This is a genomic window from Planococcus halocryophilus, from assembly GCF_022489025.1.
GTDB classification, from domain to species: domain Bacteria; phylum Bacillota; class Bacilli; order Bacillales_A; family Planococcaceae; genus Planococcus; species Planococcus halocryophilus_A.
Map to the genome: position 1 here is coordinate 1 of NZ_JAKVTG010000011.1, position 24,508 is coordinate 24,508.

At 40.4% G+C, this 24,508-nt stretch carries 25 protein-coding genes and 1 tRNA gene; 3 read left to right on the forward strand and 23 right to left on the reverse strand.

Annotation, left to right across the window (positions count from 1 at the left end):
- Nucleotides 1-1,711: 1,711 nt before the first annotated feature.
- The 3 genes from MLE13_RS12425 to MLE13_RS12435 form a co-directional block, all read right to left on the reverse strand.
- A complete protein-coding gene (locus tag MLE13_RS12425; protein ID WP_240750006.1) occupies nt 1,712-2,656 on the reverse strand; it encodes a hypothetical protein in 945 nt (314 codons plus the stop codon).
- Between the two features lie 237 nt (nt 2,657-2,893).
- Nucleotides 2,894-3,856 (reverse strand): tyrosine-type recombinase/integrase, encoded by a 963-nt coding sequence (locus MLE13_RS12430; RefSeq protein WP_240750007.1) that lies wholly within the window; start codon nt 3,854-3,856, stop codon nt 2,894-2,896.
- Nucleotides 3,857-3,965: 109 nt separating this feature from the next.
- Nucleotides 3,966-4,037, reverse strand: a tRNA-Arg gene (locus tag MLE13_RS12435).
- Between the two features lie 172 nt (nt 4,038-4,209).
- Between MLE13_RS12435 and clpP the strand changes: the two genes are divergently transcribed.
- Nucleotides 4,210-4,821, forward strand: a complete 612-nt coding sequence (gene clpP, locus MLE13_RS12440) for an ATP-dependent Clp endopeptidase proteolytic subunit ClpP (RefSeq protein ID WP_008429555.1) — start codon at nt 4,210-4,212, stop codon at nt 4,819-4,821.
- 71 nt (nt 4,822-4,892) lie between these two features.
- On the opposite strand, the gene MLE13_RS12445 is transcribed toward clpP, so the two are convergent.
- From MLE13_RS12445 to hprK, 20 genes are all read right to left on the reverse strand, one after another.
- Nucleotides 4,893-5,150: an HPr family phosphocarrier protein gene (locus MLE13_RS12445; protein WP_240750008.1), complete on the reverse strand. Its 258-nt coding sequence runs from the start codon at nt 5,148-5,150 to the stop codon at nt 4,893-4,895.
- A 53-nt stretch (nt 5,151-5,203) separates the two neighbouring features.
- Nucleotides 5,204-6,154 (reverse strand): DNA-binding protein WhiA, encoded by a 951-nt coding sequence (gene whiA, locus MLE13_RS12450; protein WP_240750009.1) that lies wholly within the window; start codon nt 6,152-6,154, stop codon nt 5,204-5,206.
- A 23-nt stretch (nt 6,155-6,177) separates the two neighbouring features.
- Nucleotides 6,178-7,173, reverse strand: coding sequence for a gluconeogenesis factor YvcK family protein (locus MLE13_RS12455; protein WP_240750010.1), 996 nt, complete (start codon nt 7,171-7,173; stop codon nt 6,178-6,180).
- Between the two features lie 4 nt (nt 7,174-7,177).
- Complete coding sequence (rapZ, locus tag MLE13_RS12460; protein ID WP_240750011.1) at nt 7,178-8,059, reverse strand: RNase adapter RapZ; 882 nt, start codon at nt 8,057-8,059, stop codon at nt 7,178-7,180.
- Nucleotides 8,052-8,537: an 8-oxo-dGTP diphosphatase gene (locus MLE13_RS12465; protein WP_240750091.1), complete on the reverse strand. Its 486-nt coding sequence runs from the start codon at nt 8,535-8,537 to the stop codon at nt 8,052-8,054. Before MLE13_RS12465 ends, rapZ begins: the two co-directional genes overlap by 8 nt.
- Before the next feature lie 203 nt (nt 8,538-8,740).
- The gene (trxB, locus tag MLE13_RS12470; protein WP_240750012.1) at nt 8,741-9,703 is read right to left on the reverse strand and encodes a thioredoxin-disulfide reductase; all 963 of its coding nucleotides are present in this window, start codon (nt 9,701-9,703) and stop codon (nt 8,741-8,743) included.
- Between the two features lie 70 nt (nt 9,704-9,773).
- The gene (locus MLE13_RS12475; RefSeq protein ID WP_240750013.1) at nt 9,774-11,297 is read right to left on the reverse strand and encodes a tetratricopeptide repeat protein; all 1,524 of its coding nucleotides are present in this window, start codon (nt 11,295-11,297) and stop codon (nt 9,774-9,776) included.
- A gap of 85 nt (nt 11,298-11,382) precedes the next feature.
- A complete protein-coding gene (gene hisIE, locus MLE13_RS12480) occupies nt 11,383-12,006 on the reverse strand; it encodes a bifunctional phosphoribosyl-AMP cyclohydrolase/phosphoribosyl-ATP diphosphatase HisIE (protein ID WP_240750014.1) in 624 nt (207 codons plus the stop codon).
- A complete protein-coding gene (gene hisF, locus MLE13_RS12485; RefSeq protein WP_240750015.1) occupies nt 12,003-12,755 on the reverse strand; it encodes an imidazole glycerol phosphate synthase subunit HisF in 753 nt (250 codons plus the stop codon). Before hisF ends, hisIE begins: the two co-directional genes overlap by 4 nt.
- On the reverse strand, nt 12,749-13,477 hold the full coding sequence (gene hisA / locus MLE13_RS12490) for a 1-(5-phosphoribosyl)-5-[(5-phosphoribosylamino)methylideneamino]imidazole-4-carboxamide isomerase (RefSeq protein WP_240750016.1): 729 nt from the start codon (nt 13,475-13,477) through the stop codon (nt 12,749-12,751). Before hisA ends, hisF begins: the two co-directional genes overlap by 7 nt.
- A complete protein-coding gene (gene hisH, locus MLE13_RS12495; RefSeq protein ID WP_240750017.1) occupies nt 13,470-14,099 on the reverse strand; it encodes an imidazole glycerol phosphate synthase subunit HisH in 630 nt (209 codons plus the stop codon). The genes hisA and hisH overlap by 8 nt, the downstream gene beginning before the upstream one ends.
- Nucleotides 14,096-14,683 carry an imidazoleglycerol-phosphate dehydratase HisB gene (gene hisB, locus MLE13_RS12500; RefSeq protein ID WP_008496052.1) on the reverse strand — a complete coding sequence of 196 codons (588 nt, stop codon included), beginning with the start codon at nt 14,681-14,683 and terminating at the stop codon, nt 14,096-14,098. Before hisB ends, hisH begins: the two co-directional genes overlap by 4 nt.
- Entirely contained in the window at nt 14,680-15,963 is a 1,284-nt protein-coding gene (gene hisD, locus MLE13_RS12505; protein WP_240750018.1) for a histidinol dehydrogenase, read from the reverse strand. The genes hisB and hisD overlap by 4 nt, the downstream gene beginning before the upstream one ends.
- Nucleotides 15,960-16,586, reverse strand: a complete 627-nt coding sequence (gene hisG, locus MLE13_RS12510; RefSeq protein ID WP_008496049.1) for an ATP phosphoribosyltransferase — start codon at nt 16,584-16,586, stop codon at nt 15,960-15,962. The genes hisD and hisG overlap by 4 nt, the downstream gene beginning before the upstream one ends.
- Nucleotides 16,586-17,743, reverse strand: coding sequence for an ATP phosphoribosyltransferase regulatory subunit (gene hisZ / locus MLE13_RS12515; protein WP_240750019.1), 1,158 nt, complete (start codon nt 17,741-17,743; stop codon nt 16,586-16,588). Before hisZ ends, hisG begins: the two co-directional genes overlap by 1 nt.
- A 130-nt stretch (nt 17,744-17,873) precedes the next feature.
- Nucleotides 17,874-18,386 carry an acyltransferase gene (locus MLE13_RS12520; protein ID WP_240750020.1) on the reverse strand — a complete coding sequence of 171 codons (513 nt, stop codon included), beginning with the start codon at nt 18,384-18,386 and terminating at the stop codon, nt 17,874-17,876.
- Nucleotides 18,383-19,039, reverse strand: a complete 657-nt coding sequence (gene ppaX, locus MLE13_RS12525; protein WP_240750021.1) for a pyrophosphatase PpaX — start codon at nt 19,037-19,039, stop codon at nt 18,383-18,385. Before ppaX ends, MLE13_RS12520 begins: the two co-directional genes overlap by 4 nt.
- A complete protein-coding gene (locus MLE13_RS12530; protein WP_240750022.1) occupies nt 19,036-19,971 on the reverse strand; it encodes a nucleoside recognition domain-containing protein in 936 nt (311 codons plus the stop codon). Before MLE13_RS12530 ends, ppaX begins: the two co-directional genes overlap by 4 nt.
- 19 nt (nt 19,972-19,990) lie before the next feature.
- A complete protein-coding gene (lgt, locus tag MLE13_RS12535; RefSeq protein ID WP_240750023.1) occupies nt 19,991-20,803 on the reverse strand; it encodes a prolipoprotein diacylglyceryl transferase in 813 nt (270 codons plus the stop codon).
- 21 nt (nt 20,804-20,824) lie between these two features.
- Nucleotides 20,825-21,751 (reverse strand): HPr(Ser) kinase/phosphatase, encoded by a 927-nt coding sequence (gene hprK, locus MLE13_RS12540; RefSeq protein WP_240750024.1) that lies wholly within the window; start codon nt 21,749-21,751, stop codon nt 20,825-20,827.
- Nucleotides 21,752-21,918: 167 nt separating this feature from the next.
- Here hprK and MLE13_RS12545 point away from each other — a divergent pair, with 167 nt between their 5' ends.
- Both MLE13_RS12545 and MLE13_RS12550 read left to right on the forward strand, forming a co-directional pair.
- Nucleotides 21,919-22,467: an N-acetylmuramoyl-L-alanine amidase family protein gene (locus MLE13_RS12545; RefSeq protein WP_240750025.1), complete on the forward strand. Its 549-nt coding sequence runs from the start codon at nt 21,919-21,921 to the stop codon at nt 22,465-22,467.
- Nucleotides 22,468-22,554: 87 nt separating this feature from the next.
- Nucleotides 22,555-24,501, forward strand: coding sequence for a GTP-binding protein (locus MLE13_RS12550; protein WP_240750026.1), 1,947 nt, complete (start codon nt 22,555-22,557; stop codon nt 24,499-24,501).
- The last annotated feature ends 7 nt before the right edge of the window (nt 24,502-24,508 follow it).

Below are 24,508 nucleotides of genomic sequence, written 5' to 3' on the forward strand. Positions count from 1 at the left end.
CTCTTTGCGTTGTGATGCGTTCATTTCGTTTGCTCCTTCGATTCGTTTTTCCTTGCGTTCCGTGGCTGACTTCATAAGCATTAGCTTGGCGGTTGCGTCTAAAAAAGCGTATTCAAAAAAGCCTAGCGCTATTGCGCCGGGCTCTTTCGTTTAATGCCTTTATATATTAAGTATTTCAATGGTGCTTTTGTTCAGGTATTATCACAAACTTATTTACCCCTTCAATATATAGGATACTGAAACACCCGTTTGTCAGCCTCTAAATCAAAAATAACCTAAATAAATTTACCCCTTCAATATATAGGATACGAAAAGACCCTTTTGGTAGCCTCTATACGCAAATTTCTTAAATAAACGCAATCAGCCGCTCCATTGCCTCTATAACATCGCGCAATCGCAATAGCTCCGGCATAAATACCGCAATCAACCGCATTTAACGAATGAAATGAGTGCCAATTATGACGTTTTATCGCTTTAATGCGTTAAAGTATCGCTAGCCGCCTTTCATCGCGGAGCGGCGCTTATGTTAATGCTATTGCGTAGCAGTGTTACGGCATGTTATCTAAACGGAAATCTTTCGCAAACTCGCTGCTATTGCGGCGGCTTTCGGTATTGCTACGCTTGGGTTCCGCAATAACTAGGCGCCGCGTTCATGACGCATGAGCATCGGAAATCCTCAAGGAAGCGCGTTTTCTGCGGAGCTTTAACTCGGATAATCGTTTTATTGCGGAGCGGTTCCGCTTTATCCTAAGACTGCGCTTCGCTTGTCTGCACTCGCTTGGCTCGTGCTATGCGTGTTATTATACTTCTTGCCTAAATAATACTTTTGCAATGATAGCTATTTTATATATGCGCATGAGCTTTAGCGAATGCAGGCAAGGCTTTAGCCGCCGCCTAAGGTTGTCTCGCTTACTACTTATTGCGTATCCACTTAAAAGATACGACTGATATAGATACATAAGAATTTATAAAACACACCAAAATATACATAAATACTGCATAAAATACTATATAATATGAATAAGTATACATAATACGAGTAAATATTGTATAAATATTCGTTTTAAGAGTTAGCAAAAATGCACCCTAAAAGGCTTGTCGAACGCCCTTTTTGCACCCTAAAGGGCTTGTGTTTATATTCTGTTATGTTTTAAGACTTTTATAACATCGCATAAAAAAGCGCCAAAAAGCCGAATCTCTCCGCTCTTTGACGCTCATCATTAATCCCACGCTATACAGTTGTTGAACCTCGCCGTTTCTCATTTCAATTCGGTAGCAAATACCGTCATAATTCCATGCACGTTTTATGCAGAAATGCCGGCAAAGTATTCGCATTGCATACGCCACAAATGCCGGTCTAACAACGTTGTATAAAATACCGTATATCATTGCCGCAATGATTGCCGCAAGAACGCCGTCATATCAACCTTTCGTATTGCAATCGAGTTTACATAAGTAATGTTATCGGAAGTAGAGACGGTATATTTATACATTCGTAAAGCATTGCGACTGTCAAGTATCGCGGATAAATTCCGCCTAGCCGCTCCGCGTTTCGCATAAGCTTCGCTTGGCAATCGGAGGGCGGCGTACCCCCCGGGGGCTATCGCATACCCCTACGCCCTCTGCCGGGTGCGTCGAAATTGCCTACAACTTTTTTAATTCAGCAAAAATAAAAGACGCTAAGATTCGCAAATCTAGCGCCTTCAACGTTTTATTCTCTGTATGAATCCCTCAAGAAATTTTCGAGCTCCATATCACTCATTCTCCCATTATTAGTGGTTTTTTGAGTAGTTCTGATATTGTCTCTAAATCTTTGGATTTGCCCTACATCTTCGAGAGTATTATTGATAAGATATTCCTTCTCAGTTAGCCCTTCACCCTTAATCTCTTCTTCGTATATCATTTTCTTACTTACTAAACCTTCTGTTTTCAACCTTCTGTTGTGCAATTCTGTCTCATTCGCTCGATGATATTCTTGGCGATTTACAGCAATTACAGTCGAAAGATAATGTTTAGGGTCATAGGCATAACTTGCAGTTATTATCCCTTTTGGAATTAGCACGATAGGATTTCCATCGGCATCTTCGGGAAGCATCGCTGTAACGGTCTCCCAACGGTTTCCCTCTTGATTCCACGTTGGCTTCGTCAATTCAACTGTTAAGTCAATCCCATGATGATTGCATTGGTCAACCGTGAATTGAATTAACTCTTTTTTAATTAGGCTTGCTACCAAATCCGATAAAGAATCGGGACCGAATTTCGGTACAAAGATGTGTAAATCTTCAACTCTTTCAATCAAGCCTTCTTCTAGCAGTCTTCGTTCGTGCGCATAACGGAAAACTTCATCTAGCGATTCTTCCGAGTTCCCACTTCCGCGTGGAGCACCTTCCGTGTAACCTAAATATATTTCATTTGATTCTTGCGAACAGTTGAATAAAGCTCTTGCAGAAGCGTTATCGCCATTCCGATAGAAATCTAAAACTGTGGCAATAAAATTCTGAATCTTATCATGCCACACCTTGTCTCTTTGATTTCTTGAAACCGCCATGATAGTAGGGTCTATAAACAACCTATTATCGATGTCTAACCTAATGTCCACAAACTCCAAATTTTTCTGATGGTTCGGCTCAATGTTAAAACGTTCTGAAAATCTCAATAAATTTCCCCCTTAAGTCACATTGATATGTGCTTTTATTTTTGTTTCTTTTTTTTCCATTCCCTTTGTACCTACGTATACAGTAACACATATTTCCAATTTTAACAACTGAATTGCCTTTATTATCTAACTATTTATGAATAATCCTTCTTGCAATTCATTTATAACCATTTTTAAAGATAATCGCGGAAATTCTCCGCAACATCCTCTTTATTTAAATATAGATAACGGATATTCTCATAAGTTTTTCAACGGAGAATATCGTCTATGCTTCTCTACAATCTCCGTAGAAAACAATCTAACGTAGCGCTTCGTCATATCCGTAGTAGAATGCCCCATTATTTGCATGAGGCTAAACGCATCGCCTCCGTTTAAGATGTAAAACTTCGCAAATGTATGCCGAAACGTATGAGGCGATACTCTAACGCCTTTAATGCCGCATTTCTTGCCATATGCGTTCATAGTTAAGCGGAAATGATTCTTGTCTATCGGTTTGCCGCTAACGCTTACGAATATAAACTCGCTCATGCCGTCGTGAATCTTTAGGAATTGGCGCAAGTGTGCAATAAGTTCGTCACTAAGCGGCACATAGCGCGAATAACCGCTCTTAGTATCCCGTAGATAGGCGCGCCGCTCTTTAAAGTGTAAATCCTCCACCTTTACTGCTAAGGCTTCGCTAATGCGCGCTCCTGTATCGAATAAGAACATCATTAGCAATCTGTCGCGTATGCCGGAGAACTTTCGTATATCCGGCGTCATAAATAACTGCTTCAATTGCTTGCCGGTAAATGCGTTAATTTCCGGGTCGCGCGTTTTTATCTGTTTCCATTCCTTCGCGGGGTTATATTTAATAAAGCCGATTTCTTCGCAATAGTTTAGGAAAGTTCGGATTGCGCGAATCTTAGCGTTAATGCCGCCATCTTTATTGCCTCGCTCGTAGCGTAGATATTTCACAAACGCCTCTAGTATCTCCGTAGTTATTTCAGTGATTGCCGGAATCTCCTCGTATTCGCGCATAATATAGCGAAAGAGAAAGTTTATCTCGTTGCGATAATAAAGAATCGTACTATCACGAATGCCCTTGCGTAATCTATCTTCGCAAAATGATTCTAACGCCTGCTCCGCTCTTATTATTCGTCCCGCTCCTGTGATTGCCGCTAATCCTTCAAACTCTGCCGCATCTAGCTTGTTTTTACGCATAAAAAAACGCCTCCTCGATTTTACTCGAAAGAGACGTTTAGTAGCCGCAATAATCTTGCGAGCAATTTCCTGCATTGTACCGTTGAGGCTACGACTGGCGTAGCGTGTATGCCCTCGGAAGGAATCGAACCTCCATTTCAAGAACCGGAATCTTACGTGTGATCCATTACACTACGAGGGCGTTTTTGCTATTCGCGACTTTTCTATTATACGAAAATATTGTAACTTAATCAAGCTGCTTTTTTTAATTCGTTAGATTTGACCTTCATTGACCATGATGTGTATGATAATAGTACAGCTGAGATAACTTTCAGCATTGTTTGCAAATCACTTAATCGAGGAGGAACTATTCTATGAACTTAATTCCTACAGTAATTGAACAAACTAGCCGAGGCGAGCGTGCTTATGATATTTACTCACGTTTGTTAAAAGACCGTGTCATTATGTTGGGTAGCGCAATTGACGATAATGTTGCGAACTCAATTGTTGCACAGCTTCTGTTCCTAGAAGCAGAGGATCCAGATAAAGATATTTCGATCTACATCAACAGCCCAGGCGGTAGCATCACAGCCGGTATGGCAATTTACGATACAATGCAATTTATCCGTCCAGATGTTCAAACAATCTGTATCGGTATGGCCGCTTCAATGGGCGCTTTCTTACTTGCAGCTGGAACAAAAGGCAAACGCCTAGCTCTTCCAAATGCTGAAGTAATGATTCACCAACCTCTTGGTGGCGCACAAGGACAAGCGACTGAAATCGAAATTGCAGCAAAACGCATTCTACACCTTCGTGAGAAGTTGAACCAAATTCTTTCTGAACGTACTGGTCAACCAATTGATGTGATCGCGAAAGATACAGACCGCGATAACTTTATGACAGCTGAACGTGCGCTTGAATACGGTTTGATCGATCAAGTAATCACTCGCAGCAAATTACCTGAAAACCACAAAAAAGACATGTAAAAAAAATCACAGCCTTCGCGGCTGTGATTTTTTTATGTTTTGTGTAAATAATGATGCCTAACTTTTAAAGCTTACACTTCTCGTTCCATAATTTGCGATAAAGAATCAACCGCTTTTTCCTCATCTAGCCCTTCAGCAGAAACTTTAACATCTGTTCCTTTACTAATCGCCAGACTCATAACTCCCATGATGCTTTTCGCATTTACTTTTTTATTGTCTTTTTCTAAGTAAATATCTGCGCTATAACGGTTCGCTTCTTGTACAAATAAAGCGGCTTGTCTTGCTTGAAGACCTGTTTTCAATAGTACCTTCACCTGTTTTTCAACCATTCTGACCCTCCTCTAAAACTTAACTATCTTCTATATGAAAGAACAGCCAATCGTTAGTGGCCGATCATTTCTCCGTTTCTCAAGGACGTTGCAATCTCATCAATTTTCCGTAGCCGGTGATTGACACCTGACTTACTCACTGTACCACCAGAGACCATCTCGCCTAGCTCTTTCAACGTGACATCTTGATACTCTACACGAAGTCGAGCGATTTCACGTAATCTCTCTGGTAATTGATCAATTCCGATCGATTGATCGATAAATCGAATGTTCTCCACTTGTCGTAGCGCCGCATCGATTGTCTTATTTAAGTTAGCGGTTTCACAATTAACTAAACGATTAACACTATTGCGCATATCTCGAATAATTCGAACATCTTCAAATTTCAAAAGGGCAGAATGCGCACCTGTGATGCTTAAAAAATCAGCGATTTTTTCTGCTTCTTTCAAGTAAGTGACAAACCCTTTTTTCCGTTCAATTGTTTTGCTATTTAAATGAAATTTATTCATCAATTCAACTAAAGAGTCTGCATGGTCTTTGTAAAGAGAATAGATTTCTAAATGATAAGATGAGGTTTCGGGATTGTTTACCGATCCACCAGCTAAAAATGCACCTCTTAAATAAGAACGTTTACAGCAATCCTTCTCTATCAAACTTTTAACAATTTGATGCTGAAATTGAAAACCTTCTGTTAGGATTTCTAAGTCTTCAAGCATTTGCTTAGCACCTTCACGGATTCGGCAAATGTAAATATTGTTCTTTTTTAATCGCATTTTTTTTCTAACAAGCAATTCGACAGGATAGGCTTTATAAAAACGTTTTAACAATGTATAAATACGGCGAGCTATTGCAGCATTCTCGGTTTGGATGTCCAGGCTCAATTGCCTATTGGAAAACGATAACGTGCCATTCATCCGGATCATTGCAGAAAGCTCAGACTTACCACAACAATCATCGACATCTATTTGCGTCATTTCTTTTTTTGTTTCGGATGCAAAAGACAAAATTCGTTCCCCCTTTCAAAGCACTAAAAATATAGCTGCTTCGAATCTTTACTGGCATGACCATCAGCATATTCAAATAGCCATTCTGCGACTTTTGTCGGTTCGTGACGTACAGTTTCACCAGAAATATTGGCAATGTCTTTTCGATAAACTTCAAGACCCATTTTCTTTAGTCGCTCTTCGTCGTATTCAACCGGCCACGCTTGTTCTTTTTCATAACGCTCAGCAATCGTCGCTGGCATTTGTACTTTATCAAGCAATATGGCATCTAGAAATTTTTCATCTACGTGATCATACAAAGCTTTCACATGGTCAGAGGCTGTGTATTTATACGTCTCGCCTGCTTGAGTCATTAAATTACAAATATAGATTTTCTTCGCCTTTGCAGCAATTACAGCTTTTCTTATATCTTTCACCAACAAATTCGGCAAAATACTCGTATATAAAGACCCAGGTCCAACTACTATGACATCTGCATTTTCAATAGCCGCAATCGTCGCTGGCAAAGCTTTTACATCATATGGTTCAATAAAAACACGTTTGATAGGCTGCAAATACGCAGGTATTTTAGATTCCCCTTCAATAATGGTGCCATCTTCTAATTCTGCACTTAAAGTAACAATCTGGTTTGCGGCTGGTAAAACGGTACCGTTCACACTTAACACGCGGCTCATTTCTCGTACTGCGTGAGAAAAATCTCCTGTAATATCCGTTAAAGCAGCAAGCATCAAATTTCCTAATGAATGACCATCAAGATCTAAAGAGTGCTTAAAACGATATTGGAACATCTCAGCAACTAGTGGCTCAGCATCTGATAATGCTGCCATGACGTTTCGAATATCTCCCGGTGGAGGAATATCTAAATCGTCTCGTAAACGTCCTGAACTTCCACCATCGTCTGCCACGGTTACGATAGCCGTCAAATCCAGCGGATACAATTTCAGTCCCCTTAATAATGTGGAAAGTCCGGTGCCACCGCCTAAAATGACGATACGTTTCCGGTGCTGGTTACGTTCCATGCGCTCATTCCTTTCTGATTTTTACGTCTCTATGTGTAACGATAACTTTATTGTTTTTTGCCAGAAGTTTACCATAGTATTCAGCCAATGTAACTGAACGGTGCTGACCTCCTGTACAACCAAATGCAATGACCAGTTGCGCTTTTCCTTCACGTTTATATTGCGGAATCATAAATTGTAAAAGATCTGTCAGTTTTTCAATAAGCGTCTGTGTTTCTTGCCATTTTAATACATAACTCGAAACTCGATTGTCAAGCCCTGTTAGTGGGTTTAACTCTTCGATGTAGTACGGGTTTGGTAAAAAGCGCACATCAAATACTAAATCAGCATCAATTGGCATCCCGTGTTTGAACCCGAAAGACACTACGTTTACCGTAAAAACGTTGCTTGTTTTGGATGAGAAATCAGAGGTAATGCGTTCTTTTAACTGACGTGGTGTCATATTGGATGTGTTGTATATATTTTGCGCTCGCCCTTGGAGATCGCTCAACATATCGCGTTCTTTTTTGATGCCCCCCAAAACCAATCCACCAGGTGATAAAGGATGAGATCGTCTTGACTCTTTATACCGACTAACCAACGCCTCATTTTCTGCGTCTAAAAATAAAATGGTAATCGAAACTCTTGGTTCTTTCGACAAATCGTCAATAGCATCGACAAGACTGTCAAAAAAGTCGCCACCACGCAAATCCATAACTGCTGCTACCCGCTTCATTGATTTTCCAGAATCTCTCATTAACTTAAGAAAAGTAGGTAGCAATGTTGGTGGTAAGTTATCAATTGTAAAAAACCCTAAATCTTCGAAACTTTGGATGGCAACCGTTTTTCCTGCGCCAGACATTCCTGTAATGATGATTAATTCGGTTTCCTCTACATGATTATTCATTCGGGTGATTCACCTCTTCAATTGATGATTGGATATTCTCTTTAATCAGCTGGAACTCGGGGGTGTAATAAAATGTACCATATTGGACCCCTTGCTGGTTTGCTACAAATTGCAAATTCGTTCGGTCACCTTCTGCCATTGGCAAAGTTGCCAAAGCTTCTACCGGATGCCACTCCAATATACCTTCAGGTGTTTCTTTGAATAAGTCGCCAGTCAAATCGTTTGCTGCAAATGTATACATCATCCATTCATTCACTGTTTTTCCTTGTTCTTGAATCATCATTGTGTAAACGCCTTTTAAATGCGTACCTATTGGCGTAGCATTTGTTTCTTCTGTAAACTCACGAACTGCCGCCTCAAAAATTGACTCGCCAGGCTCCATTTTGCCACCTGGTGCTACGTACCAATCACGTCGTGGTTTCTTTAATAATAATACTTGTCCATTTTTAATAACTAGTAAATTCGCGATTCGCTGCACATTCGACACTCCGCATCTATTGTAAACTCTCTTCATTATACATCTATCCTGGCGTGCCGTGCAAAGGAATGAAAAAAAAGGCCATCTTTCGATTCGCTCGAAAGATGGCCTATCAAAAACTCTTTTAAAAAAAGGGGGTCATTTACTCTTCTTACTATATAGAAGCACTATGACAAGCGCGTTACAAAAAGATTAAGAAACAATTAAGCTTCTGTTTTCATGCTAATTTTTTCAACTAGCTCTTCAATATAATGTTGAGCTGCTTGCGCTGCAATACTACCATCACCTGTCGCGGTAACTACTTGACGCAATGTTTTTTCACGAACATCGCCTGCTGCATAAATTCCTGGAACTGAAGTTTCCATTTTTTCATTGGTTACTACATATCCTTCAGCATTTAAGATTCCTAATTCAGCAAATGGTTTTGTTAATGGAAGCATACCGATATAGATAAAGACACCATCTGTTTTAAATTCTTTTTCAGATCCGTCTTCAGTAGACACTAATGTTACTGCACCAACTTTACCATTTCCTTCATCGTGAACTTCTTTAACCGTATGACTCCAGATAAAGTCGATTTTATCGTTTGCAAAAGCACGGTCTTGAAGAATTTTTTGTGCACGTAGCTCATCGCGTCTGTGAACAATTGTTACTTTGCTTGCAAAGCGAGTCAAGTAAACTCCTTCTTCTACAGCCGAATCTCCGCCGCCGACAACAACCAATTCTTTCTCTTTAAAGAAAGCCCCATCACATACTGCACAATAGCTGACACCACGGCCGCCTAATTCAGACTCACCTGGAATACCCATTTTCTTGTACTCAGCACCAGTTGTGACAATAATAGCACGAGCTTTGTATTCTTTAGATCCTGCTTTGATGGTTTTGAATTCTTCTCCATCAATAATTTCAGTTGCATCTCCGTATGCATATTCAGCACCGAATTTTTTTGCATGTTCAAACATTTTCGTTGAAATATCTGGACCCAAGATGTGTTCAAATCCAGGATAGTTTTCAATTTCTTCCGTATTAGCCATTTGGCCACCTGGAATACCGCGTTCAAGCATTAACGTTGTCAAGTTTGCGCGAGAAGTGTAAACAGCGGCAGTCATGCCTGCTGGTCCTGCTCCAATAATTATTACATCATAAATTTTAGTTGTATCAGTCATATTAATAGGCCTCCTATTTCTTCAGTAGCTAAATCGTATAAGATTCCAGCTAAAGCTTCAACTTTTATGCCTACAACTCCATATTGGGCAAGTACACTGTCATGTCTTTTATATACTTTGTTAACGTTGAGACAGATATTCCAAAGCGGTCCGCCACTTGTTTTTTAGTTATTTTTTCACTATTAGCAGCTTTCAGCAGAAACTCGACAGCTGCTGCTAAAGCCTCTGGATTCTTGAATGTATAGTTCTCATCAAACGCTTTTTCAAACAATAAAAACCATAATTTGAAAACTTCTACTCGCTGCAGAGTTACCATTTCATCTGCTGCATATAGCAGTTCTGCAACTTCCATTGCGCGCATGAACGCGTGCTCTTCTGGAATTTCTTTTTTAAATGGATGACCAAGGGCATATCCTAACACAAAGGTTTCCAGCACAGATGGCTGATCGGACGCTAACCAGTTCGGATGAGAGATTATTTCTTGCTTATGGGCTGACTTACCTAATAAAAATAAACCAAAAAGTCGTTCACTCTTTTTCGCATGATCCAGTTTTTTCACCAAATAATCTCGGTCATGTTCAAGCGCATCTGCATGTGGCATCGCAGAATGCTCGTTCCACGGTGCATAACCATCTTTATCTGGATCCATTTTCTTCAACTGATCCCAGGCTTGTCTCGAGGCTTCTTCATGCCCCGAATGATAAGCTGCATGTGATAACCAAAAATAAAATGCAGCATCGCCCTCAAAACCGCGTTTTTGCAAACTTTTTAACCAACGATAGGCTTCTTTGTATTTCCCGACTAGCGCAAATGTTGCCCCTAATTTATACCGTTGCTCAAATACATACGGTTGAATTTTTTTCAGCAATTCGAGAATGTCATCTAACTCCGCATTCTTTTCGTAATAATGAAAAACAGCTAAATTACAAAGCGCGTGCAAATTACCCGTATTTCTCCGCAATACATCATGAAGCAAGGCTTTAGCCATTTCAGCTTCTCCGATATAAAAATAAGCCAAAGCTAAATTATTACAAGCTCCCCAAAAATCAGGTTTCTCTTCGATCAGCTTTTCAAGTAGTTCAATAGCACTTTTAAAATCACCTTGTTCCATCATGCGTCGGGCTTTTTCCTGTTGATAATGGTATTCGCTCTCTTGGGTGTCCCCGTTTTCATCAATACCTTGCCACTCTTCTTGTTCTGCAAAATCAACTATGCTCATAGCTTCAGCCGCATATTTCCCTTGCGTTTCATTAACTAAGTATTGTTTGGCATAATTTCGCGCGTCCCAAAACAAGCCCATGTGTGCATGGACTTCAGCAAGGAAAAACAAAATATCGGCGTCTTTCGCATCTAATTCATGTGCGGCATGAAGAACATCCATGGCTTGTTCAAATTCATGCATTTCCATCAACACAATGCCGTATTGCGTCAAAAAAACCGCATCTCTCGGACTAAGCTCAGTAGCACGCCGCAAATACTTATGTGCTTTAGGATAGTTTTCACGTTGAAGTTCTTTCATCGCTTTTCTATAATAAAATTCTCCTGTCGGGATAAAAGACAGTATGTTCTTATCGTTTCTTTTTTTATTCTCCAAAATATGCCTCCGAAAAAGTAAAAGAGACGATTAAAATCGTCTCCAAACTCAAATGTGCTGTAATTATAGCATATTTCCCTCTTATTTACTTGTCCGTTTTAGATGTATGACGCTCTTTTAATACATCTACCACTTGGTTAAAGCCTACTTTTTGTTCTTGTAGTAACACCAAGACATGATAAAACAAATCAGCAGCTTCCATTGATAATTCTTCAGCATCTCGATTTTTAGCCGCGATGATTACTTCTGCTGCTTCTTCTCCTACTTTTTTGCAAATTTTATCGACACCTTCATTGAACAAATACGTTGTATACGCTCCTTCAGGCATTTCTTTTTCACGTGTTTCGATCAATGCTGCTAATTGTGCAATCATATCTCCTGGTGAGTTGTTGGGTTCTCCGTGAATGGTTTCAAAAAAGCAGCTGTTTTGGCCAGTGTGACAAGCTGGTCCGTTTGGAATTACTTCATAAATCAGCGAATCACCGTCGCAATCTAATCGAACCGCTGTTACTTGTTGCGTATTGCCACTCGTTGCTCCTTTGTTCCATAATTCGTTGCGGCTCCTCGAATACAGCCATGTTTCATTTGTTTCCATTGTTTTTTGTACAGCTTCTTCATTAGCATAGGCTAGCGTTAATACTTCTTTTGTTTCGGCATTTTGGATAATGACGGGAATAAGCCCGTTTTGGTCATATTGAATCGTAGTCATCGGACATTCACTCCCTCTTTGCGTAAATACTGTTTTACCTCATCGACACTAGTTTCTTTATAGTGGAAAATTGATGCTGCTAACGCTGCGTCAGCGTCTACTTCTTTAAATACTTCGTCAAAATGTTCTTTGTTTCCTGCACCACCGCTGGCAATAACAGGTACTTCCACCGCTTCACGCACAGCGCGTGTCAATTCCAAATCAAAGCCATCTTTTGAGCCGTCTTTGTCCATGCTCGTTAACAGCAATTCGCCTGCGCCAAGTTCCACGCTTTTCTTTGCCCATTCAACAGCTGACCATTCGGTTTTATTGCGACCACCGTGTGTGTAAACGTCCCAGCTGTCGCCGTTTTTCTTCGCATCAATTGCGACAACAATACATTGTGATCCAAAAAAATCTGCGCCTTCTTTAATGAGCTCTGGGCGATCAAGTGCCGCTGTGTTTAACGAGACTTTATCAGCACCCGCACGCAACAACCGTTTCATATCATCTAAGCTTCGGATACCTCCGCCCACAGTGAAGGGAATTGATAATTCTGTAGCGACGATTTTAACTACTTCAACCATGGTTTCTTTGCCTTCATGAGACGCAGAAATATCCAAAAAGACCAATTCGTCCGCGCCTTGTTTATCGTAAAATCGAGCCAGTTCCACAGGATCTCCAGCATCACGTAACGATACAAAACTAACACCTTTTACGACACGCCCTTCTTTTACATCTAAACAAGGAATGATACGTTTTGTCAGCATGACAATGCCTCCTCTAGTGTAAAGCGGTTTTCATAAAGTGCTTTGCCAATAATCACACCCGCAATATTGCTTTGATCCGCTGCTTTTTTCACATTTTTTACATCTTCAAGTGAACCGATGCCACCCGAGACAATGATTTGCGCTTTTTCAGATTTTGCCAAAGCTTTATTGGCTTCAATATTGGGTCCAGCTAATGTGCCGTCTGTTGCGATATCTGTGTAAATAAAATGCTTAGCGCCTTTGGAAGCAAAATAATCAGCTACTTCTGTCGCCGCTTGTCCCGACGTTTCAATCCAGCCTTCTGTTGCTGCCATCCCATTTTTTGCATCAATGCCAATGACAATGCGGTCAGCTCCAAATTCTTCAATAAATGATACGGCAAGTTCTGGGTTACGAATTGCTAAACTGCCGATAATGACACGTGCTACACCGTTTGATAAATAATGTTCAATATCTTCACGCGTTCGAATACCACCGCCTATTTGCACCTTTGCACCTAGTTTAGCAGCTTCAATAACAACTTGATCGTTAATCCGGACGCCGTCTTTAGCCCCGTCCAAATCGACCATATGTATCCACTCCGCACCAGCATCTACAAATTTTTTAGCCATGTCAACCGGTGAATCGCCATAGATCGTTTCTTGAGCATAATCTCCCTGAAACAAACGCACACAATTACCATCTCTTAAATCGATAGCGGGATAAATTTGAAAGTTAGACATTTAGGTTCCTCCTAACATTTGCAATCCATTGTTCTAATAAATAATGACCAAAATCTCCGGATTTTTCCGGATGGAATTGCATGCCTGTAATTAGTCCTGTCCCTACGACTCCCGGAACATCTAGCTCACCATAACTTGCCGTTGCCCAAACTTGTTGTTGATTGGTATTAACAGCTAAAAATGAATGCACAAAATAAACATGCGTGTCACTTAACACATCATCTAACCAATAAGGAACGCTTGAAAATTCAAGACGATTCCAACCCATATGCGGAATTCGGTATGTTCCTTTTTCAAAACGACGGATTTGTCCTTCTAGTAAGCCTAAGCCTTTTGTTGGTTTAACTTCTGAACTATCTTCATACAATAATTGCATGCCAAGACAAATCCCAAGAAGCGGTATGTTCTTCGATGGCAATGATTGAATAAATTCCGACAAGCCTTTTTGATTTAATAACTCCATCGCATCAGGAAATGCTCCTACTCCTGGAAGCAAAATGCCTTCTGCTTCTCCTAAAACAGCAGGATCATCCGAGACAATCACTGTACATTCTAGTTTTTTCAACGCTTGTTCAACACTGAACAAATTGCCCATACCATAATCGATAATCCCAATGATCATGTTAACAGCCCCTTTGTTGATGGCACACCTTTAACTCGCGGGTCGATCATTGTCGCTTCATCAAGTGCACGTGCTAATGCTTTAAATATCGCCTCGATAATATGGTGCGTATTTTTGCCGTAATGAACAATTACATGAACGTTCATGCGTGACTCCAGCGCAAATTTCCATAAAAATTCTTCTACTAGCTCTGTATCAAACGTACCCACTTTTTCTTTTGGCAACTCACAACGAAACTCCAAATGCGGACGGTTCGAGCAGTCAATCACTACTTGGGCCAATGCATCATCCATTGGAACAAAAGCATTGCCGTAACGCCGTATGCCTTTTTTATCACCAAGCGCTTCTTTCACAGCTTGCCCCAAAACAATGCCAATATCTTCAGTTGTGTGGTGGTCATCAATATGTGTATCGCCATCTGCTTTAATATCTCCATCAAATAATCCGTGCTTGATGAACAAATCCAACATATGATCCATAAATGGAACGCCAGTATCAATAACCGATTTCCCTTCACCATCTAATGCAAAGCTGATGGCTACTTTAGTTTCATTGGTATTTCGTTTGATTTCAGCTTGTCTCATTGTTCATTCTCCTTTTTCCACGACCGTGATTCGACTGCACGTGCATGTCCTTCTAAACCTTCAAGACGTGCCAGTCGGGCGATTTTATCTTTATTGTTTTGCCACGCTTTTTCACTATAGCGAATAATACTTGTCCGTTTTATAAAGTCATAAACCGATAATGCACTTGAAAAACGGGCAGTGCTGTTTGTCGGCAAGACATGATTTGTCCCTGCAAAATAATCGCCGATAGGTTCAGATGAATAGCGACCAATAAAAATTGCGCCGGCATGATGAATCTTTTCTGCAACCGCTTCGGCATCCTCTGTCATAATCTCCAAATGTTCTGGAGCTAGTTGATCTGCAGCAGTAATTAGCTCTTCCATCGTCTCACCCAAATAAATCATGCTGTGATTTGCAATCGCTGGGCTCGCAATGGCTTCACGCGGCAAAGTTGCTAGTTGCTTTTCTACTTGCTTGGAAACTGCATCCGCTAATTTTTCGCTTGTTGTCAATAGTACAGCACTTGCCAATGGATCGTGTTCTGCTTGAGACAATAAATCCGCAGCCACTTCATCAGCATACGCTGTTTCATCTGCAATAATTGCTATTTCGCTCGGTCCGGCAATCATGTCAATGGCCACATCGCCATTAACTTCTCGTTTAGCGAGAGCAACAAAAATATTACCGGGTCCGGTAATTTTATCTACTGATGCAATCGATTTTGTTCCATAAGCCAATGCAGCAATCGCTTGTGCACCACCAGATTTATACACTTCCGTAATGCCAAGAATATGAGCTGATGCGAGTACTCCATCAGACAACGTGCCGTCTTTACTTGGTGGTGAAATTAAGACAATGCGTGATACGCCTGCTACTTGTGCTGGAATGACATTCATCAACACAGATGAAGGATATGCAGCTGTGCCACCTGGTACGTAAAGTCCAGCTGACTCGATAGCTGTAACACGCTGTGCCACATACGAGCCATCTTCGTTATCTAAACGGTAACCTTGTTGTTGCTGACTTTCATGATATTTCCGAATGTTCGCCGCGGCTTCAGTTAAGTCCGCTAACAATTGCGGGTCAAATCGGTCGACTGCTTGCGAAATTTCTTCTTCTGTCACACGTAAAGAAGTTAATTTAGCACCATCCCATTTTTCTGTAAAGCGAAACATCGCTTCGTCCCCGTGATCTTTCACTTCTTGAATAATCGCTTTTACCGCTGTAACTTGCTGTTCAGTGCCTTCTGCAATCGTTCTCCTAATAGAAATTCCTGAAGAAAGACGAGTCACTTTCATAAAACCGCCTGCTTTCTCAGTCTTTCCACTAAATCAGTAATGCGTTTTTGCTTTAAGCGATAACTTACAGGATTCGCAATTAACCGCGACGTAATGTCGACAATTTTTTCGTATTCAACTAATCCATTTTCTTTTAATGTTTTACCAGTAGAGACAATATCCACAATCCGGTCAGCTAAGCCAATCATTGGGGCCAGTTCAATCGAACCGTTCAATTCAATGATTTCAACTTGTTCGCCTTTGCCACGATAATATTGTGAGGCTACTTTCGGGTATTTCGTTGCGACGCGTGGTGATACTTTATTCATTTGTGTATCAGGCATGCCTGCAGTCGCGATATAGCACCGACTAATGCCAAGATCTAGTAACTCATAAACATCACGATCATGTTCAAGCATAACGTCTTTACCCGCAATGCCGATATCTGCTACACCATGTTCTACATAGGCCGGAACATCCATTGGTTTTGACAGAATAAAACGGATATTTTCATTAGGTGCTTCGACGATTAACTTGCGTGAATCATCAAGTTCTTTCGGCAAATCATAGCCTGCTTTTACTAATAATTCGTAAGCTTCTTCAAATATTCTGCCTTTAGGCATTGCTATTGTTAATGCATCCATTAGTTAGCACCTTCCAATCGTAGAACCTTGCTGAAATGTTTGCTGAATTCATCAGTGGCTTTAACCGCTGGTCCAAATTGCAACGTAACACGCGTACCATTTTCACGAAGTTTTTGTGCTTCGTCAAACGCATGGTCTTCATTTTGTTCATCAAACAAGATTAACGTATGGTCTTGTTGTTCCGAAACAGCTGACATAATTTCTAATAATCTGTCGACACGCAAGCCAAATCCAGTTGCACCGACCTCTAGCCCAAATTGTTTCATTAAACCGTCGTATCGTCCGCCATTACCAAGTGGGAAACCGCTACCTGCAGCATATACTTCAAACACTACTCCGGTGTAATAAGTCATGTGGCTATTAAATGATAAATCATACGTAACTGCCTCAGATAAACCGCTACGGTCTAATATTTTCTTTAATTTTTTCATCTCTTCAAATAAAGAACTTTGTTTCGAATTATGAGGGTTGACCCATTGCTTCCATTCTTCGACAGTAGTCGTTGAAATCAAACCAATAAACGACTCCATTCTCGATTCTTCAATAGGTAATTGTTTTGCTAACGTTTCAAACCCGACACTGTTTTTAGAAACAAATGCACTGCGTACTTGTTCTATTTGCTCTTGGCTTAACCCAAAATCTTCAAGAATCAATTGAAGTAATTGTGTGTGACCAATTACGAAACGACTCGATTCGATGTTTAAGTTTTTTAAGATAGTGCCTGCAAGAATGATCACTTCTGCATCGGCATACAAGGAATCATCGCCAATCAGTTCTACGCCCATTTGTTCAAATTCAGCCGGTCGCCCGCCTTCTCGTTTTTGAGCGCGAAAGACGTTCGAATAATAACCAAGTCTGACAGGCATCTTTTCTTTTAATAGCTTAGATGCTGCAACCCGTGCGATTGGCGAAGTCATATCTGGTCGTAAAACCAATGTTTCACCTTGGCTGTCTAGTAATTTGAACAAAGCGTTATCGGCGATTGCCGAAATTTTACCGATGGTTTCATAATATTCTAACGTTGGAGTCTGCAACAAGTCATAACCTGCTTGCTGAATGATGTTCGTTCCGCTTGTGCGAAGCTCCGCTTTCTTTTTTGCGATAAATGGGAAATCGTCTCTCATGCCTAATGGTTTCTCAAACATTTGTATAGTCATCATCAAACTCCCTAATATTGGTTATTTTACTTTATCTCGCTAATGTGGTGAAGTAAAACTATTTTATCTCATATTTCCGTCCATCGTCAAGAGATATACTCGAAAAAAATCCTGAAAACACTATGTGCTTTCAGGATTTTGCTTGACGCTCTGCCATTTGTTCAGCTGTAAAGATGACACTCATCGGATTTCCGCCGACAAAAGCTCCAGCTGGCACATCTTTATGGACGAGCGTGGCAGCGGAAACAATGGCGCCGTTCCCAATCGTAATGCCGGGCAAAATCGTGGTGTTTGCTCCGATCATGACGCGGTCTCCGATGACCACATCGCCGAGCCGGTATTCATCTATTAAATATTCGTGTGCCAGAATCGTTGTATTGTAGCCAATTACTGAGTTTTCTCCAACTGTAATCTTTTCAGGAAACATAACATCCGGCATTACCATTAATGCAAAAGAAGAATGCTTTCCGATTTTCATTTTCAAAAAAGTTTTATATAACCAATTTTTCATTGGCAAAAACGGTGTATATCTAGCCGTTTGAATCACCAAAAAATTTTTAGCAACTTTCCAGAAAGGCACCGTTTTGTAAATATGCCAAAGTGAATTTGGTCCTTCTACAAAATGGCGTTGTGTCTTTCTCATTTTACTGCCTCTTTCGTCAATTCCAATAAATCACTAATATGCTGAAGCATATAGTCCGGTTTAAACTTCGCCAAGTAGTCTTCTCCTTTTGCTGTCCAAGCCACTCCTGCTGTAAGAACTCCTGCATTTTTTCCGCCTTCAATGTCGTGAGAATTATCACCAATCATCAACGCTTCATCAGGAGATGAATTTAATTGTGTTAAAGCCAGCTGTAGTGGCTCTGGATGTGGCTTTGGATTCGATACGTGGTCTAACCCTACTATTACATCAAATACATCCGCAACCCCCATTAACTCAAGTCCATGACGAATCGTTTGGCTTCTCTTTGTCGAGACAATCGCCATTTTTAAGCCTTGCGCTTTCAAGAGACGTAGCGTCTCTGCTACCCCATCGTACTCTTCAACTAAGTCATCGTGCATAATGCGATTTAACACACGATACTCAGCCGTCAGTTCTTCCACACGATTTGGGTCAATTGCTGTAAATGTTTGTTCCAATGACGGGCCAATAAAGTGCAAGGCATCTTCACGATCAAAACGACCCGGATAATGTTTGTCTAATACGGATAAGAAAGTTTGAATGATTAATTCATTTGTATCTAATAACGTACCATCAAAATCGAATAAAAGTGTATTGATTTTTTTCTCTGTCATGTAGAAACCACTTCCTTCTGCTTTTCTTCTGCTTTACGCCACATATAAGAAACAAAAATGGTCAGCCCAAGCGCCGTAACGACCCGGATTGCGAGCAGCGGCCATATTGGTATTCCTAACGGGATAAAGATCAACGTATCTTCAACAATAGCGTGACAGGCCACAAGGAAAATAAATACCAATGTGGCATCTTTTTTGCTAACACCATCTTCTTGCACCGCTTGAATCATCACACCCGCACCCATAGCCAACCCAAAGATCAGTCCAGAAGCTAGTGTCAACGAAGCATTTTTTTGAACACCTAATAAACGAGTTAATGGACCTAATGTGTCAGATATTTTTTGAAGGTATTGTTTATCCTTTAAAATCTGAATCATAATCATTAATGGAATCACAATCATCGCTAATTGCAAAATACCGAACGACGCTTTCTCCAGTCCGATTAACAATATTCCCATCCAACTTTCAGGAGTTGCAGAAATTTCAGGCGCGAAGCCGTATTTAGCTACATCTCCTCCACCTTGCCAGAACAAGTTAATGATGACACCAGAAAGTGCAGCTAATCCGAAACGGACAACTAACACGACCCACAGCTTAACGCCGACCTTTAATGCCACACCGGTTTCGATAAAAATATTATGTGAAAATGATAGCATAACTGCCAAGATAAACACTTCTTTTACCGTCAATTCCAATGACAAAATGCCAGCGATACCAGCATATAGATTGAGTGCGTTCCCAAGAACTAACGGAATTGCCGCATCGCCACTTAAGCCAAACAACCCCATAATCGGAGCAATTAAATTAATAATAAAAGGCAAGACCGGTGTATATTGAAGCACGGTAACAAGCAAGGTAATCGGGAAAATAATTTTCCCTAATGACCAAGTCGTTTTTAACCCTGCCTTCAAACCATTTTTCAATATTGTCATTTGATCGCTCTTTTCTTTATTATTTATCTTTGTAATGAGGTGGGTTTTTAATTGTTACACGTCGGTAAACAATCAACACCACAGCAATGACGATGGCAATTACAGATACAAGTTGTGCTGCGCGAAGTTCGCCTACTACATACAAGCTATCTGTCCGCATAGCTTCGATAAAAAAGCGACCAACTGAATACCAAATCATATAGAAGAAAAACATTTCGCCACGCACTAAATTTACTTTCCGAAGCAATAGTAAAATGACGATACCGACAAGGCTCCACATAGATTCATACAAAAACGTTGGATGGTAATAAGCTCCATCTATGTACATATGATTGATAATCCAATCGGGGATAAATAAATTCTCCAAGAACGCACGTGACACTTCACCGCCATGTGCTTCTTGGTTAATGAAATTGCCCCAGCGGCCTATCGCTTGGCCGATTAAAATACTTGGCGCTAAAATATCCGCTACTTTTAAAAATGAAGTGTTACGCTTTTTCGTAAATAGATAAGCCACAATTACTGATGCTATCAAGGCACCGTGAATTGCGATTCCGCCATTCCAAATAGCAATAATTTCGGCGGGATTGTTTTTATAGGCATCCCATTCAAAAGCTACGTAATAAATGCGTGCCCCGACTATCGCAAGCGGTACTGCCCAAATTAATAAATCTGTTAAAAATTCGACATGAAGTCCCCGTTTAACCATCTCACGCTGTCCTACTAAAAAGGCGATGACAATACCTGCTGCGATGATTACGCCATACCAACGGACCGAAATCGGACCGAGTGAAAAAGCGATAGGGTCAATTGAAGCTAATAATGAAAACATTTTGTGCACCTTCCCATTCGCTTAATTTGTATCTTGTGCAATAACTTCGTTAAGACGATTCGAAAACTCTTCAGCTGCATTGACGCCCATTCGTTTTAAACGATAGTTCATCGCAGCCACTTCGATAATAACGGATAAATTTCGTCCAGGACGAACTGGAATTGTCAGTTTTGTTAAATCTGTATCAATAATTTTCATCTTTTCTTCTTCTAATCCTAAACGATCATAGGTTTTATCCTGATCCCATATTTCCAAATCAATGACCAATGAAATACGTTTAAATGTACGAACTGCACTCGCACCAAATAATGTCATAATATCAATGATTCCGACTCCACGGATTTCAAGCAAATGTTCGATTAATTTTGGTGCAGACCCAACTAGAGTGTTTTCACCTTCTTGGTGAATTTCTACACAGTCATCGGCAACTAAACGATGACCTTTTTTAACCAGTTCAAGCGCTGTTTCACTTTTACCGACTCCGCTTTTTCCTGTTAATAAAACACCTACGCCATAAATATCAACAAGTACACCATGAATAGCTGTTGTGGGTGCTAATTTACTTTCCAAAAAGTTGGTCAGTAAACTTGAAAAACGCGTTGTCGACATAGGGGTCGTCATAACCGGTACATGACGGTTGCTCGATGCAGTGATTAATTCTTCTGGAACTGGAATGCCATGTGAAACAATAATTGCCGGCGTATCATCCGTACAAAGTTTCATCATTCGCTCCGAGCGCTCTTTTGGTGTCAACATTGCAAAAAAAGAAAGCTCCGTTTTTCCGAGCAATTGTACACGGTTAGCCGGATAATGAGTAAAGTATCCTGCCATTTCCAAACCCGGTCTCGAAATGTCGCTAATAGGAATATGACGGCCGATGCCTTCTTCTCCACTGATTAAATCTAGGTCAAACATTTTCATGACTTGTTTCGTCGTTACTTGCCCCATTCTTTGCTCCTCACTTCCTATCCACACATTATTTCGAATTTTCGTCGAAATAGCTACTATTGCATGCGGTTTGGTTTCATTTTACCATGTATAAAATATATTTGAAGATTTTTGTCCACTCTCTCCTTTCCTTTAGCTATATAAACGGCAAAAGGAGGAGATTCAAAATGAAAATATTAATTGATGCTGGGCACGGTCCAAACACACCTGGAAAGCGCTCACCTGATGGTAAATTGAGAGAGTTTTATTTTAATTCTGCCGTGGCAGAAGAAGTTAAAAAGCAATTGTCACTAGATGGCCATCTTGTTATTTTCAGCCATCAGAATGATTTTGACGTTCCCTTGCATGAACGAACACAGCTTGCCAATCGCTTGAAAGTAGATTTATTTGTTTCGATTCACGCTAACGCAGCAGGTCACACCTTTAGTTCTGCAAATGGTGTAGAAACCTTTATTTACCATAAACCTCAAGAAGCTACACAACGGTTGGCAGCGATGGTTCAACAATCGTTAGTGCTCATAACGGGACGAAAAGATCGCGGCGTCAAACAAGCTGACTTTGCAGTATTGCGAGATACACATATGCCGGCTATTCTCGTGGAATGCGGTTTCATGACACATAAACAAGAAGTTGAATTGCTCAAGTCACCTCTTTACCGAAAACGTTGCGCTCAAGGAATTTGCTTTGGCATTGCCTGCTTTGAAAATAGTCTTTAAAGTTTTAACGCGAAAGCCTTTTCGGCTTTCGCGTTTTTCTTATGGTTAAATTTAAATTCTGCTAAACTAAAGTTAAGAGGTGACAATATGAACAAAACCATTGGAATACTAGCACATGTCGATGCCGGTAAAACCACATTTTCAGAGCAATTGCTTTATCATACAAATAGCATTCGTGAGCGTGGCCGCGTCGATCACCAAAGCGCTTTTCTCGATAGTCACAGCATTGAAAAAAGTCGCGGCATAACAATTTTTGCAGATCAAGCAACTTTTTCTTTTAATGATTCAACTTATTTCCTCATTGATACACCTGGACATGTCGACTTTTCACCTGAAATGGAACGTTCAATTCAAGTAATGGATTACGCCATTATCATCATCAGTGCTGTAGATGGTATTGAAGGTCACACAGAAACCGTTTGGGAACTTCTTCAAAAACACAAAGTTCCCGTTTTTTTCTTCATCAATAAAACCGACCGTGAAGGAGCAAATCCTACAAAAGTGTTAAAAGAAATTCAAACGAATTTTTCAGAAAATGCATGTGATATTACGTTGGATTTCCCAAATGGACAGATGAGTGAATCCTTAATCGAATTTATCGCGGAACGAGATGAAGAGTTATTATCGCTTTATTTAGAGTCTGAATATGATGAAAAACTTTGGCTAGAGCGTTTTCAATATATGATTGCTTCGAATGAAATTTTCCCATGTGCTGAGGGTTCGGCTTTACAAGATACCGGCATTTTTCAATTTTTACTTCAACTTGATCATTTAACAATTAGTGACTATCAAAAAGATGAGGCATTTGGGGCACGTATTTATAAAATTCGCCATGATGAAAACGGCAACCGAATTTGTTTTCTGAAAGCCTTTAGCGGAATATTAAAAGTTCGCGCTAAACTATTGTATGGTCCAAAACGTTTAGAAGAAAAAGTCTCACAGATTCGAATGTATAACGGCAAGAAATTTCAAACAGTTGAACAAGCTGTTGCAGGTGAACTTTTCGCAATTGCCGGTTTAACAGAAGCTTCAATTGGTGATGCTATCGGCAATTGCTTTGCCGATACCAAATCTGAAGTTCTTCCTACATTAAAATTCACGGTCCTTTTCGATTCAACGGTTTCTGTAAAAGAAGTATTGGAGAACTTTCAATTACTAGACGCAGAAGACCCTTCACTATCGGTTTACTGGGATGAACATTTCCAAAAAATACAAATTCAAGTTATGGGCATTATTCAATTAGAAGTTTTAGAGCAAGTCGTGCTTGAACGTTTTGGTTACCACGTCCAGTTTGGCGAACCTGAGATTCTTTATAAAGAAACAATCGATAACTCGGTTATGGGCTATGGTCATTTCGAACCACTCCGCCACTATGCGGAAGTTCATTTGAAACTAGAACCAAGTGAACGTGGCAGTGGCTTTCAAATTGATAATTCGTGCCACGCAGATGCTTTATCCACTGGCAATCAAAACTTGATACTCCATCACTTAATGGAACGTCATCATCATGGATTATTAACGGGTTCTCCTTTAACTGATGTTAAAGTAACTTTAGTAACAGGGCGCGGACACAATCAGCATACGTCTGGGGGAGATTTCCGAGAAGCCACTTTCCGTGCTCTACGCCAAGGATTAGAACAAGCTCAAAATCGTCTCCTTGAACCGATGTACCGATTCAAAATTAAAGTAAGTCTCGACCAAATAGGCAAAGTACTATCAGATGTTCAACAAGCTTATGGCAGTTTTGAATCACCCGAAACAATTGATGGCAAATCCACGATTGAAGGTCGTGTACCGGTTGCGACATTTATGAATTACAGCACTGAATTTGCTGCCTGGACTCATGGTAAAGGGGCACTCAGTTTACTATTTGACGGGTATGCCTTATGCCATAATGAAGCTCAAGTCACTGCTCAAATAGATTATGACAAAAATGTCGATCCGCTCTATACCTCTACTTCTATTTTTTGTGCTAAAGGTCAAGGTTATAAAGTTCCATGGGACGAAGCAGAAAAAGCCATGCACTGTTTATAAAATCAGA

Excerpts from the sequence above, each read along its gene's own strand:
- MLE13_RS12430 (WP_240750007.1), bottom strand. The coding sequence starts at position 3,856 with ATGCGTAAAAACAAGCTAGATGCGGCAGAGTTTGAAGGATTAGCGGCA.
- clpP (WP_008429555.1), top strand. The coding sequence starts at position 4,210 with ATGAACTTAATTCCTACAGTAATTGAACAAACTAGCCGAGGCGAGCGT.
- MLE13_RS12445 (WP_240750008.1), bottom strand. The coding sequence starts at position 5,150 with ATGGTTGAAAAACAGGTGAAGGTACTATTGAAAACAGGTCTTCAAGCA.
- MLE13_RS12455 (WP_240750010.1), bottom strand. The coding sequence starts at position 7,173 with ATGGAACGTAACCAGCACCGGAAACGTATCGTCATTTTAGGCGGTGGC.
- rapZ (WP_240750011.1), bottom strand. The coding sequence starts at position 8,059 with ATGAATAATCATGTAGAGGAAACCGAATTAATCATCATTACAGGAATG.
- trxB (WP_240750012.1), bottom strand. The coding sequence starts at position 9,703 with ATGACTGATACAACTAAAATTTATGATGTAATAATTATTGGAGCAGGA.
- hisIE (WP_240750014.1), bottom strand. The coding sequence starts at position 12,006 with ATGACTACGATTCAATATGACCAAAACGGGCTTATTCCCGTCATTATC.
- hisF (WP_240750015.1), bottom strand. The coding sequence starts at position 12,755 with ATGCTGACAAAACGTATCATTCCTTGTTTAGATGTAAAAGAAGGGCGT.
- hisA (WP_240750016.1), bottom strand. The coding sequence starts at position 13,477 with ATGTCTAACTTTCAAATTTATCCCGCTATCGATTTAAGAGATGGTAAT.
- hisH (WP_240750017.1), bottom strand. The coding sequence starts at position 14,099 with ATGATCATTGGGATTATCGATTATGGTATGGGCAATTTGTTCAGTGTT.
- hisB (WP_008496052.1), bottom strand. The coding sequence starts at position 14,683 with ATGAGACAAGCTGAAATCAAACGAAATACCAATGAAACTAAAGTAGCC.
- hisD (WP_240750018.1), bottom strand. The coding sequence starts at position 15,963 with ATGAAAGTGACTCGTCTTTCTTCAGGAATTTCTATTAGGAGAACGATT.
- hisG (WP_008496049.1), bottom strand. The coding sequence starts at position 16,586 with ATGGATGCATTAACAATAGCAATGCCTAAAGGCAGAATATTTGAAGAA.
- hisZ (WP_240750019.1), bottom strand. The coding sequence starts at position 17,743 with ATGACTATACAAATGTTTGAGAAACCATTAGGCATGAGAGACGATTTC.
- MLE13_RS12520 (WP_240750020.1), bottom strand. The coding sequence starts at position 18,386 with ATGAGAAAGACACAACGCCATTTTGTAGAAGGACCAAATTCACTTTGG.
- ppaX (WP_240750021.1), bottom strand. The coding sequence starts at position 19,039 with ATGACAGAGAAAAAAATCAATACACTTTTATTCGATTTTGATGGTACG.
- MLE13_RS12530 (WP_240750022.1), bottom strand. The coding sequence starts at position 19,971 with ATGACAATATTGAAAAATGGTTTGAAGGCAGGGTTAAAAACGACTTGG.
- lgt (WP_240750023.1), bottom strand. The coding sequence starts at position 20,803 with ATGTTTTCATTATTAGCTTCAATTGACCCTATCGCTTTTTCACTCGGT.
- hprK (WP_240750024.1), bottom strand. The coding sequence starts at position 21,751 with ATGGGGCAAGTAACGACGAAACAAGTCATGAAAATGTTTGACCTAGAT.
- MLE13_RS12545 (WP_240750025.1), top strand. The coding sequence starts at position 21,919 with ATGAAAATATTAATTGATGCTGGGCACGGTCCAAACACACCTGGAAAG.
- MLE13_RS12550 (WP_240750026.1), top strand. The coding sequence starts at position 22,555 with ATGAACAAAACCATTGGAATACTAGCACATGTCGATGCCGGTAAAACC.